Below are 11,233 nucleotides of genomic sequence, written 5' to 3' on the forward strand. Positions count from 1 at the left end.
CTGCTAAATGGCTGGCTCGCAATGACCCAAAAATGCCGTCGTTGCGAGCGTAGCGAAGCAATCTGAAGTGCTTAAGTAATTATTATGCAACATCCTCAAGTTTGATTTAGCCTGCTTTGGGTTTTATAAATACCAGTGTTTCCATCATAATGTATTTTTCATACCATTTTTGGAATTCATTATCTACCCAATCCATATCTGCAGGTGATAATTCTGTTTCTAAATTTTGAAGCTCGGTTTTATATTTTTTTAATTCTTCTCTTTCTGATATAGTTAAAAATTCGTAGCAATCACTCATTTCTACAACGATTTTTTTTAATTCTAAGTACTTCTCTTTCATCTGAACCCCTCTAAATTTTTAGTTATTATAATTTAAATTAGAAGCTTTTTCAAGTTATAATAGTTGATTTTTATGTTGAAAAAAGTATAATTAAAATATGAAATTTGATAGCCAAATGATTATTGAAAAAGCAAAAGAGATTCCACCTTTGCCCCAGATTGCTACTCGAGTTTTGTCAATTATGAGAAAAGATGATTACAGTCTGTCTGAGGTTGTTTACCTCGTTTCTAAAGATTTAGCATTGACTGCTGAAATTTTGAAAATGGCAAATTCTGCTATCTTTTCACCCAAAGAAGAGATAAAGGATTTAAGACATGCAATTGTAATTTTGGGCGAAAAAAATTTAAAAAATCTTTTAATAGCATTATCAATGAAAAGCTATTTTTATAATGATGAGTCAAAAATAGAACTGGCAAAGAAAATTTGGGAGCACTCGTTATGTGTTGCCATATTAATGAGGATTTTGGCAAAAGAAGTAAATGTTGATACGGGGGATGCATTTTTATTGGGGATATTGCATGATATTGGTAAAGTTATTTTTCTTTTAACTACGCCTTTTTATGATGAAATAGTTAATATAACCAAAAAAAGTAATACGAATTCAATCGAGATAGAATCAAACCTTATAGGTTTTAATCATGCAGAAATTGGTGGATATGTTTTGAGTAAATGGGGTTTACCTGAACTGTTTTATGAAAAGGTTTATTATCATCACGTTGCCTCGATGTATAAGAAAGATGATTTGATTACTTTGTTAGTGCTATCAAATTGTTTAGTAAACAGAAAAAATATCGGTTTAAATATTTTTGATGAAGAGGCATTTAATTTAGCAAATGAAAAACTGAAGTTTTCTGATGAACTTATTAGTGAAGCTTTGTCTCATTTTGATGAAATTTATGCTGTGGAAAAAGAGCTTTTTGAAGGTGCATAATGGAAATAATTAACAATAAATCTATCTTAAATTTTATAAATAACATGACTATCCCTTTTGTTGTTTCTACTTTAAGTGGCGAAGTTTTATATGCAAATGACGAAGCTTTTAATTTGTTTCAAGTCAGTAGGGAAAAACTGAAAGAAATAAATACAAAAGATTTTTATTTAAACATAGAAGATAGAAAAAGAGTTATTGAGCAAATAAATAAAGAAGGTTTTTTAAAAAATTTTAAAATAAAATTGAGAAAATATAACGGTGATAATTTTGATGCTTTGATGTCTGCTTCTAAATATATTGGTGCTGATGGTGAAGAAGGGCTTATCCTAACAATAACAGATATTTCTGAAATTGTGGAGAAGGACAAAAAATTAGCACTTTTTGGAAAGGTGATTTTTAATACCCCACATTTTGTTTTAATTACAGATGAAGACTTTAATTTATATTATAAAAATAAGGCTTTAAGTGAATTTTGTGCTAAAGATTATTTTAAATTTGATGAGTTACCATTTTTTGATAATCCAGAAGAGCTGAAAATTAAAATAAAAGAGGTGCTAGATAGAGAAAAGTATGTGGCAGAAACTGTGAAATTTATAAAAGATGGGAAGAAATATACTTTTGCCTATGTTGTTTTTAAAGTGGAATATAATGATGAGTATTATTTTGTTTTTATTTTTAAAGATATAACTTATCAGATAACACTTGAAGAGGAGTTGTCAAAAAGAGGGAAAGTAGAAGTTGTGGAAAGGGTTTTGAAAATATTTTCTCATAAAATAAACGATGCTCTTACAGGTATGCAGTCATATATTACTTTAGCTGAAAATGAGACTGCTAATGAAAAAATAAAGACTTATCTTGATAAAGTTTATGATAACATTGATGATATTTCATCAATGATGGATAGAATGGTGTTGTTTATTAAAGTAAAAGAGATTTCTCAAGAAATGTTTTTATTGGATGATGCTATTAGAGAGTTTTTTGAAGAGTATAGGGATATACTTGGTGAAACAATAGAATTAAAATTAGATTTAAATTGTGATTGTAGTGTTAATTTGAACAAGGATATTTTTAAAAATATTATTTTTAGTATGGTTATGAACAGCATAGAGGCTTTAGAATCTGTAAATAGAAAAAATAAAACTATAATTATAAAAACCTATACTATTCAAGAAAATAACAAAGATTTTGCTGCTATAGAAATTTATGACAACGGTAAAGGGATAAAGCAGGAATATATTGAAAAGATTTTTGAACCATTTTTTACAACTAAGCATGATAAACATGGAATAGGTTTAGATTTGGCGATGGTGTATGGGTATATCACAAATAACGATGGTACTATTTTGGTGGAATCAAAAGAGAATGAATATACTAAATTTACTATAAAATTGCCTATAAGAGTAACTGAAAAAAGTAATGAAGAGGAAACTAATTCAGCAGATAAAACGACCAAAATTTTTATATTAGATGATGAAGAGGTTATCACTTTCACAGTTGGTGAGTTTTTAAAGTCAAATGGTTATGATGTAGTAGTTGCAAATTCCCTTGCTGATGCAAAAAAAGTGCTTGAAGAATTGGATACACCTTTTGATCTAATTATTTCAGATATTATATTAAATGATGGCAAAGGGTATGAATTTGTAAATGATTACATCCAACGATTTGGTTTTTGTAAGATTATATATATCTCTGGTTGTAGTGATATTGAAGAAAATCATCTTCCAGGCTCTGAACATATTTTTATCAAAAAGCCTTTTAAACTGCCCGAATTACTTAAAAAGGTTGAAGAGTTACTTGAAAGTTAATTTTTCATGTTTACTTATCTGCCATATGCTATAAAGTTTTATTATGGAAAAATGGTCTGTAATTAATCATTATCGTGAAATAATAAATAAAGAATTTGGGACTATAAAAAAATTTGGTCGAATAAAAGTAGCTCTAATATATCCAAATAGATATGAAATAGCTATTCAAAATCTCGGTTACCAATATGTTTATAAAAAGTTTAATGAAATTGAAAATGTAACTTGTGAAAGATTTGTTTTAGATTATTTAGAGGATAATTTATCTTTAGAAAATCAGAAATTTTTGAGAGAATTTGATATCCTTGCACTTTCCATTAATTTCGAAGAGGATATTTTAAGTTTTATTCAATTTTTAAAAAATGAAAAGATACCAGTTTTTAAGGATGAAAGAGATGATAGTTTCCCACCAATTATTGCTGGTGGTGCTTTGGCATTTATCAACCCATCACTATTGATTGATATTGTAGATGTTGTTTTACTTGGAGATATAGATCCTATTTTGGAAAATATAAAAGAGGAGTTTAATACTTACTCCGATAAAAATAGTTTTTTAGAAAGGCTTTTAAAATACGAGTTTGTTATTTCAAAAGATAAATACCCTGGAAAAGTTTTATTGAGGAATAAAAATACAATCATAAATTCTGTGATAAAAACAGAGCTGGGTGAGTTTGCCAACGAATTTTTAATTGAGTTATCAAGTGGGTGTAAATACAGTTGTAGATTTTGCACTGCTACCTTTGCTTATAGGCCATTTAGAGTATTTGATTATGAAAAAACATTTGAAGTGATAAAAAATCAAAGGTTTTCTGATGAAATAGGCCTTATTTCAGCGGCATTTGGAGATTTGCCTTGTGTGGCAGATTTGTTAAAACAGTTTGAAAAGTTTGGACTAAAGGTTTCTGTATCCTCACTGAGAGCTGATACTTTAACGAATGATATAATATCAATGCTAAAAAAACTTGGCGTAAGGTCTATTACTATTGCTGAGGAAACATGTAGTAGGAAGTTAAAGAAATTAATAAATAAAGAGATAGATGAAGATGTTATTTTAAATGTTGCAAAAGAGATAGCAGATGTTGGGATAGAGAACTTGAAGCTGTATTACATGATAGGGTTACCTGGGGAAAATATTAATGATGTTGAAATGATTGCAGATAGAGTTGAAAATATATCAAAAATATTTTTTGGTATTCAAAGGGATAAGTATAACAGGTTGGGAAAAATAAAGGTTTCAGTAAATATTTTTATACCTAAACCTAATACACCGTTGCAATATTTTGGATTGGATAAAAAGAAAGTGTTGAATGAAAAGATTAAATTATTGAAAAAAAGGTTTGGTAGAATTTCTAATGTGAAATATGATATAATGAATTATAATAATGCTTTGTTGCAAGGTTTTTTATCAAGAGCAGAAGATTATGTGAAAGATTTTTATATTAAATTGTTAGATAACGGCTTTGATGTGAAAAGAGCTTTAAGAGAAGCTGATGCAGTAAAAAGGGGTGAGATGATTTATGATGAAAATTATACTTTTTTATGGGAAAAACTTGTTAAACCAAATTATGATGCTGATATTATTAAAAGGGAGTTTCTGAAGTGCAAGGAAATACTAAAGAGATACCATTAATAAAACCAGAAAATATTGTAGAATATTTTAATATATTTACCACAACTAGATTTAGTGGTGTTTCTGATGGGCCATATAAGAGTTTTAATTTTGGTTATTTCTGTGAAGATGATTTGTTAAATGTGGAAAAAAATTATAAGATTTTAAAAGATTTGATTGGTATAAGCAGGATAGTTACATTAAGGCAAGTGCATGGTTCTAATATCATTGAGGTGAAAAAGGATACACCATCCTTTTTTAATGGAGATGGGTTATTTTCAAAAGAGGTTGGTATCGGATTAGGTATATTAACTGCTGATTGTTATAGTGTTCAGATTATTGGTGAAAATGGCAGTTATGCAAATTTACATTGTGGTTGGAAATCAGTTTTTAACGGTATCGTAAATAATGCTATTAAAATGTTTGGTAAAGAAGATATAAGAAAGGTGTATATAAATGTTGGGATATGCAAAGATTGCTTTGAGGTTAAAGGAGATTTTATAAATTATACTAAAGAGGTTTTTAACATCGATAAAAATTTAATATATAAAAATGGAAAATATTTTTTTGACTTGAGATCTCAGATTGAGGATATGTTTTTAAAAAATGGTATTGAAAAAAATAGAATTGAGCATATAAGGGATTGTTCATACTGTAATAAAAATTTTTATTCTTATAGAAGAGATAAGGTAACAGGCAGGATGATTTCAGTTATATCGAGGGTGAGATGATTTGTAAAAATTTAGAAATTATCATGGAAAGAATAGAAAAGGCAGCTATTAAATCTGGAAGGGCAAAAGATGATATAGTTTTAGTTGCTGTAAGTAAAACTTTTCCAGCAGAAAAGATTGTTGAAGCGTATAATTGCGGTCAGAGAGTATTTGGTGAAAATAGGGTTCAAGAAGCTTTGAAAAAAATTGAGGGGTTGAGAGATAAATTTGAAGACATAGAATTTCATATGATTGGGCACTTGCAGACAAATAAGGTTCGTTATTTAAAAAATAATTTTAGCTTGATACATTCTGTGGATAGGATAGAGCTGGCAGAATTGATAAACAAATATGCTAAAAAAAATGGTTTAACCCAGGATATCTTAATCCAAGTAAATATTGCTGAAGAACCACAAAAGTCTGGAGTTTTATTAAAGGATTATGATAGATTAGTAGAGTTTGTATTAAACTGTGATAATCTTAAGCTAAAAGGGTTGATGATGATTCCACCTTTGGTTGATGATGCGGAAGTTAATCGCCCTTTTTTTGCGAAGATGAATGAACTTTTTTTAAAAACAAATGACAGATATAATATACAAATGGATTATCTTTCCATGGGTATGAGTGATGATTTTGAGATAGCTATTGAAGAAGGGGCCAATATGGTGCGTATTGGTTCAGCTATTTTTGGTAAGAGGAGCTGAATATGTGGTTTTTTTCTTTTATTATTAAAGCTTATATTGTTTTGCTTATCTTAAGAGGCGTAATGACAAGGCAAGAGCTTTATTTCAACCCTTTGGGTAAACTTGTAGCATCTTTTACAGAGCCTATTTTTGCAACTATTTTTTCTAAATATCCCCATGAGAAAAGTAAAAAATTCATACCTTTAGTTATTATTATTTTTACCATATTACTGGGGTTAGTGTATTGGGCATTTAATGGGGTAAGTTTTTTATATTCTTTAATTGGTGCAGTTGATGAGATGTTGAGATTTTTAATGGTCTTTTATATAATAGCGCTTATCCTTGGAAGTTTGTTAAATACTTCTTATCAAGCTTCAATTTATACCACATTTTTCCATAGGATAGGTTTGCCTGTTGTAAAAGTAACAAGGTCAATAATTAACGTCCCTGGGAATACCGTTGTTGTAATTTCGGTTATTTTTATATTTTTAATCTATGTGTTTTTGGATAGTGGTTTACAGATTCTGTTTAATAGTTTAGTTGGTAGAGGGGTTGATGTTGTTTCGGTTGTTTTACTTACTACGAAGTATGGTTTGTTTACTTTAATAGGGCTGTTAAAAATTTTGACTTGGTTAGTAATAATCAGAGCTTTAATATCTTGGGTTAGTCCAGATCCATACAACCCTATTGTACAGCTGATAGTTGCTTTAACAGAGCCTGTTATGGGTCCATTTAGAAGATTGATTCCACCTATTGGCATGATAGATATTTCCCCTATTGTTTTGATTTTTGTGATTGAGTTTTTGCGTGTGTTTTTGATTAGGCTTTTGGAGATTATTTTTTAAATGTTAAAGTATAAAGTTAGAAATATACTTATTGGTTTTGTAGTTTTGTTATTGATTGTTGCAGTTGGGACTTTGGGCTATGAGTCTATTGAAAAAGCTGGATTTCTAAACTCTCTATTTATGACAATAATCACTATTTCTACTGTTGGTTATGAAGAGGTCTTCCCTTTATCTGAAGCTGGTAAGTATTTTACAATATTTTTGATTTTGACTGGTACTGGTACCCTTGCGTATATAGGTACTCAGGTATTTGATTTAATAATTGCTGGTGAAATTGGAAGAACTTTTGGGAGAAGAAGAATGGATAAAAAAATTAGTAAACTAAATGATCATTATATTATTTGTGGTTATGGAAGAATGGGAAAAATAATCGCTAGCCAATTAAAAGAGAAGGGGATCCCTTTTGTAGTTATTGAGAAAGATGAAAAGTATATCAATGAGTTTGATGAAAAAGATTATTATTATATAATTGGTGATGCTACGAAAGAGGATACTTTAGTGAAAGCAAATATATTATATGCTAAAGGTATAATTTCTGTTGTCGAATCTGATGCAGAAAATGTTTATATCACATTGACTGCAAAAGGTTTTAACCAAGATATAAAGGTTTTCACAAAAGCGATGGATGATGAAGCAAGCTCAAAGATGTTTTGGGCAGGGGCTGATAATGTGATATCACCTTTTACGACAGGTGCTCTCCAGATTGCAAATGCAATTGTAAAGCCTAATGTTACTGAGTTTTTAGAGTTAGCACTTGGTAAAAATGATTATAATATTGAGGTTGAAGAATTGGCTATTTGTCAAAATTCTAAACTAAAAGGTAAAACTATTTTAGAGTCAAATTTAAGAAAATTTGGGATTATTGTTATTGCAATAAAAAAGAGCGACGGTAGTTTTATATATAGTCCTAGTGCCGAAGAAGTTTTAAATGATAATGATGTTTTGATTTGTTTGGGTAGAAGAGATGATTTTGATGAACTAAAAAAATATTTGAGGAGTTAGTTAGATGTGGCTATTTCGTCTTATTTATTCATTAATTATAATGATAGTTTTTGTGTTGTTACGTGACAAAATAGGGATTGATATAAATTATGCGGTAGCATACGGTTTTGGTGTAATTTTAGCGATAAATATCTTAGAAATATTGATTACAGATCTTAAAAGTTTTAAAATTTTAAGCGGTATTATTGGTGGTGTATTATTTTTGATTATTAGTTACTTAATAATGTCACCTTTATCATCTTTTATTACTAGTGAGCCGATAAAATTAGCTATTTATTTTGTAATAACTTATATCGGCATTTTGGTGGGTTATAAAAATTATACAATAGTAGAAAACCTTTTTTCTAAGATTTCGCTGGTTCCTGTCAAAACGAAAGTTGTTAAAATTCCAAAAATTATAGATACATCTACACTAATTGATGGGAGAATATTGGATATTATAGAAACAGGTTTTTTAGAGGGTGAGCTTGTAATACCAACCTTTGTATTGAAAGAGCTTCAGAATATTGCAGATTCTCATGAGCATTTGAGAAGACAAAAAGGGAAAAGAGGGTTGAGTATTTTACAGAGATTAAAAGAGCAGAAAAAAATTCCAGTTAAGATAGATGAAACAGATTTTCATAATATTGGAACGGTTGACGAAAAATTGGTTAAACTTGCAAAAAAGTATAAGGGTAAAATTATCACAACTGATCATAATTTATTGAAAGTTGCAGAAATTCAGAATGTGGAAGTTTTGAATATAAATAGCTTAGCGATTGCCCTGAGACAAACTGTGCTCCCTGGAGAAGTTTTAGAGATCACAGTGGTTAAAGAGGGGAAAGAGCACAATCAAGGGGTCGGTTATTTAGAGGATGGAACTATGGTTGTCGTTGAAAATGGTAAATCTTTGATAGGAGAAACTGTTAAGGTTGAGATAACAAGTCTTCTTCAAACTGAAACGGGAAGAATTATATTTGCTAGGCAAAAATGAAGATTGATGCAATAATACCAGCTGCAGGGGTTGGCAAGAGGTTTAATTCAAAAATAAGTAAACAATATTATGAAATAAATGGTAGACCAATTTTGTATCATACTTTAAATCATCTTTCAAAATCTTTTAATTTTCAATGTTTTATAATTGGTTGTAATATCGATACGGATAGCAAGTTTATTGAAAATATAATGGAAAGTTTAGATATAGATAATTATAAACTTGTTCAAGGTGGAAAGGAGCGTTTTAATACAGTTTATAATTGTATAAATGAATCTGATGCTGAATATGTATTGATTCATGATGCAGTTAGACCACTTGTTACCAAGGATGTTGTAAATAGGTTGATTGAAAAGTTAAATTTTTACGATGCTGTAATTTGTGGTTTGAAAGTTAGGGATACGGTGAAAATTGTTAAAAATAATGTTGTAGAAAAAACAGTTGATAGAGAAAAATATTTTTTATCTCATACCCCCCAGATATTTAAAAGGGAAAAGTTAATTAAAGGTTTTGAATATGTTTTTGAGAAAGGATTAACAGTTACAGACGAGGCTCAAGTAATGGAAGAGTTTGGTGAGGGGGTTGCAGTAGTGGAATCAGATGTGAGAAACTTAAAAGTAACTTATTTTAATGATATTGATTTTATTTCTAAATTTCTTTGATTTATATTTTGACATTAGATTGCTATTTTGTTATGAAATCAGACTATGTTTGATATAAATAGTTTTTTACAGCAATTAAGTATCGCTTTACTCCCTTTTTTAGCAGCGATTACTTTTCACGAAGCTGCGCATGGATACGCTGCATATTTTTTAGGGGATGATACTGCTAAAAAGGCTGGTAGACTTACTTTAAATCCTCTTTCACATATTGATGTAATGGGATTGATAGTTCTTTTTTTGACGAGACTTTTTGGTTGGGCAAAACCTGTCCCTGTAAATTTTAATATAGTTGCGAGAAGGAAACATGGTATTGCAATAGTAGCTTTTGCAGGTCCATTAGCAAACTTTATTTTAGCTATTATATCATCAGTATTTTATAATATTTTTACCCATATTAATACGTCTAATTTATTAATGAATAAGATTTTAGTTCCTTTGACATTAATGGCAGTGTATTCTGTGCAGATAAATGTTGCTTTGGGAGTTTTTAATCTTTTACCTATTCCACCTTTAGATGGTGGTAGAATATTACAATCATTTTTACCTTCTGATAAACAGTATTTTTTAATCAAGTATGAAAGATATGGATTTATTATAATATTGATTTTGCTTATAACTAATATGGTGGATTATTTTATATTTCCTGTTATACATTTTTTTGTAAAATTACTACTGTAAGAGGGTGATATGGAAAAAGTATTAAGCGGTATGAGACCTACAGGTAAATTGCATATTGGTCATTATTTTGGGGCTTTGAAAAATTGGGTAAAACTGCAGGAGCAGTATGAATGTTTTTATTTTGTTGCAGATTGGCATGCTTTAACAACTAGTTATGAAAACCCAGAAGATATTAATACTTTTAGAAAAGAATTAATCCTGGATTGGTTGAGTGTGGGGATTGATCCGGAAAAAAGCACCCTATTTGTTCAATCTAAAAATCTTTATCATGCAGAACTGTTTGTATTGCTTTCTATGATTACTCCAGTTGCCTGGTTGGAGAGGTGCCCTTCTTATAAAGAGATAAAGATGGAAATGAAAGATAGGGATTTAAATAATTTAGGTTTTTTAAGTTATCCATTACTGCAGACTGTTGATATTATTCTTTATAGCGCAAAATACGTTCCTGTAGGGGTTGATCAAATACCTCATATAGAAATAAGTAGAGAGATTGTGAGAAGGTTTCATTATCTTTATGACTGTGAGATATTTGTTGAACCTGAAGGTTTACTGACAGAAGTTCCTAAGCTTTTGGGTACAGATGGTAGAAAAATGAGTAAATCTTATGGGAATACGATTATGCTCAGTGAAGATTTAAAAAGTGTTGAAAAGAAAGTAATGACTATGATTACAGACACTAATAGAAAAAGGAGAAGTGACCCTGGTAATCCAGATGTATGTCCAGTTTTTGATTATCATAAGGTGTTTTCAACAGAGGACGAAAAACAAGAGATAATCTTTGGTTGTAAAAATGCAAAGATTGGGTGTGTGGATTGTAAAAAAATACTTTTAAAACATTTGTTTGAGTTTTTAACCCCAATACAAGAAAAGAGAAAAGAATATGAAAAAATCATTGGTGATATAGATGATTTTATTAAAGATGGTCAAGAGAGAGCTAATACAATAGCAGGTGAAATAATGGAAAAAGTTAGAAGAGTAATGAAAATTTGATGGTAAAC

General features: G+C 29.5%; 12 protein-coding genes. 11 read left to right on the top strand and 1 reads right to left on the bottom strand.

Going from position 1 to position 11,233, the window contains the following annotated elements:
* Window positions 1-106 precede the first annotated feature (106 nt).
* Window positions 107-340 carry a hypothetical protein gene (locus tag DEFDS_RS04980; protein ID WP_041223628.1) on the bottom strand — a complete coding sequence of 78 codons (234 nt, stop codon included), beginning with the start codon at window positions 338-340 and terminating at the stop codon, window positions 107-109.
* A 97-nt stretch (window positions 341-437) separates the two neighbouring features.
* Between DEFDS_RS04980 and DEFDS_RS04985 the strand changes: the two genes are divergently transcribed.
* From DEFDS_RS04985 to trpS, 11 genes are read left to right on the top strand one after another with little or no spacing between them, the layout of a single operon-like run.
* Window positions 438-1,271, top strand: a complete 834-nt coding sequence (locus tag DEFDS_RS04985; protein WP_013007710.1) for an HDOD domain-containing protein — start codon at window positions 438-440, stop codon at window positions 1,269-1,271.
* On the top strand, window positions 1,271-3,076 hold the full coding sequence (locus DEFDS_RS04990; RefSeq protein ID WP_013007711.1) for an ATP-binding protein: 1,806 nt from the start codon (window positions 1,271-1,273) through the stop codon (window positions 3,074-3,076). The genes DEFDS_RS04985 and DEFDS_RS04990 overlap by 1 nt, the downstream gene beginning before the upstream one ends.
* A 43-nt stretch (window positions 3,077-3,119) precedes the next feature.
* The gene (locus tag DEFDS_RS04995; protein WP_013007712.1) at window positions 3,120-4,703 is read left to right on the top strand and encodes a radical SAM protein; all 1,584 of its coding nucleotides are present in this window, start codon (window positions 3,120-3,122) and stop codon (window positions 4,701-4,703) included.
* Window positions 4,673-5,413 carry a polyphenol oxidase family protein gene (locus DEFDS_RS05000; RefSeq protein ID WP_013007713.1) on the top strand — a complete coding sequence of 247 codons (741 nt, stop codon included), beginning with the start codon at window positions 4,673-4,675 and terminating at the stop codon, window positions 5,411-5,413. The genes DEFDS_RS04995 and DEFDS_RS05000 overlap by 31 nt, the downstream gene beginning before the upstream one ends.
* Window positions 5,410-6,096 (top strand): YggS family pyridoxal phosphate-dependent enzyme, encoded by a 687-nt coding sequence (locus DEFDS_RS05005; protein ID WP_013007714.1) that lies wholly within the window; start codon window positions 5,410-5,412, stop codon window positions 6,094-6,096. Before DEFDS_RS05000 ends, DEFDS_RS05005 begins: the two co-directional genes overlap by 4 nt.
* A gap of 2 nt (window positions 6,097-6,098) precedes the next feature.
* On the top strand, window positions 6,099-6,920 hold the full coding sequence (locus tag DEFDS_RS05010) for a YggT family protein (protein WP_013007715.1): 822 nt from the start codon (window positions 6,099-6,101) through the stop codon (window positions 6,918-6,920).
* Window positions 6,921-7,922, top strand: a complete 1,002-nt coding sequence (locus tag DEFDS_RS05015; protein WP_013007716.1) for a potassium channel family protein — start codon at window positions 6,921-6,923, stop codon at window positions 7,920-7,922. It abuts the gene before it with no gap.
* A gap of 4 nt (window positions 7,923-7,926) precedes the next feature.
* Entirely contained in the window at window positions 7,927-8,895 is a 969-nt protein-coding gene (locus tag DEFDS_RS05020) for a PIN/TRAM domain-containing protein (RefSeq protein ID WP_013007717.1), read from the top strand.
* Window positions 8,892-9,557 (top strand): 2-C-methyl-D-erythritol 4-phosphate cytidylyltransferase, encoded by a 666-nt coding sequence (ispD, locus tag DEFDS_RS05025; RefSeq protein WP_013007718.1) that lies wholly within the window; start codon window positions 8,892-8,894, stop codon window positions 9,555-9,557. Before DEFDS_RS05020 ends, ispD begins: the two co-directional genes overlap by 4 nt.
* A 45-nt stretch (window positions 9,558-9,602) precedes the next feature.
* Window positions 9,603-10,235: a site-2 protease family protein gene (locus DEFDS_RS05030; protein ID WP_013007719.1), complete on the top strand. Its 633-nt coding sequence runs from the start codon at window positions 9,603-9,605 to the stop codon at window positions 10,233-10,235.
* Window positions 10,236-10,244: 9 nt separating this feature from the next.
* Entirely contained in the window at window positions 10,245-11,225 is a 981-nt protein-coding gene (gene trpS / locus DEFDS_RS05035; protein WP_013007720.1) for a tryptophan--tRNA ligase, read from the top strand.
* Window positions 11,226-11,233: the final 8 nt, after the last annotated feature.

Origin of the sequence: Deferribacter desulfuricans SSM1, from assembly GCF_000010985.1 — a bacterium.
Taxonomy (GTDB): domain Bacteria; phylum Chrysiogenota; class Deferribacteres; order Deferribacterales; family Deferribacteraceae; genus Deferribacter; species Deferribacter desulfuricans.

What these genes read in the sequence shown, in the direction of transcription:
- DEFDS_RS04980 (WP_041223628.1), bottom strand. Translation starts at nt 340, where the DNA reads ATGAAAGAGAAGTACTTAGAATTAAAAAAAATCGTTGTAGAAATGAGT.
- DEFDS_RS04985 (WP_013007710.1), top strand. Translation starts at nt 438, where the DNA reads ATGAAATTTGATAGCCAAATGATTATTGAAAAAGCAAAAGAGATTCCA.
- DEFDS_RS04990 (WP_013007711.1), top strand. Translation starts at nt 1,271, where the DNA reads ATGGAAATAATTAACAATAAATCTATCTTAAATTTTATAAATAACATG.
- DEFDS_RS04995 (WP_013007712.1), top strand. Translation starts at nt 3,120, where the DNA reads ATGGAAAAATGGTCTGTAATTAATCATTATCGTGAAATAATAAATAAA.
- DEFDS_RS05005 (WP_013007714.1), top strand. Translation starts at nt 5,410, where the DNA reads ATGATTTGTAAAAATTTAGAAATTATCATGGAAAGAATAGAAAAGGCA.
- DEFDS_RS05010 (WP_013007715.1), top strand. Translation starts at nt 6,099, where the DNA reads ATGTGGTTTTTTTCTTTTATTATTAAAGCTTATATTGTTTTGCTTATC.
- DEFDS_RS05015 (WP_013007716.1), top strand. Translation starts at nt 6,921, where the DNA reads ATGTTAAAGTATAAAGTTAGAAATATACTTATTGGTTTTGTAGTTTTG.
- DEFDS_RS05020 (WP_013007717.1), top strand. Translation starts at nt 7,927, where the DNA reads ATGTGGCTATTTCGTCTTATTTATTCATTAATTATAATGATAGTTTTT.
- ispD (WP_013007718.1), top strand. Translation starts at nt 8,892, where the DNA reads ATGAAGATTGATGCAATAATACCAGCTGCAGGGGTTGGCAAGAGGTTT.
- DEFDS_RS05030 (WP_013007719.1), top strand. Translation starts at nt 9,603, where the DNA reads ATGTTTGATATAAATAGTTTTTTACAGCAATTAAGTATCGCTTTACTC.
- trpS (WP_013007720.1), top strand. Translation starts at nt 10,245, where the DNA reads ATGGAAAAAGTATTAAGCGGTATGAGACCTACAGGTAAATTGCATATT.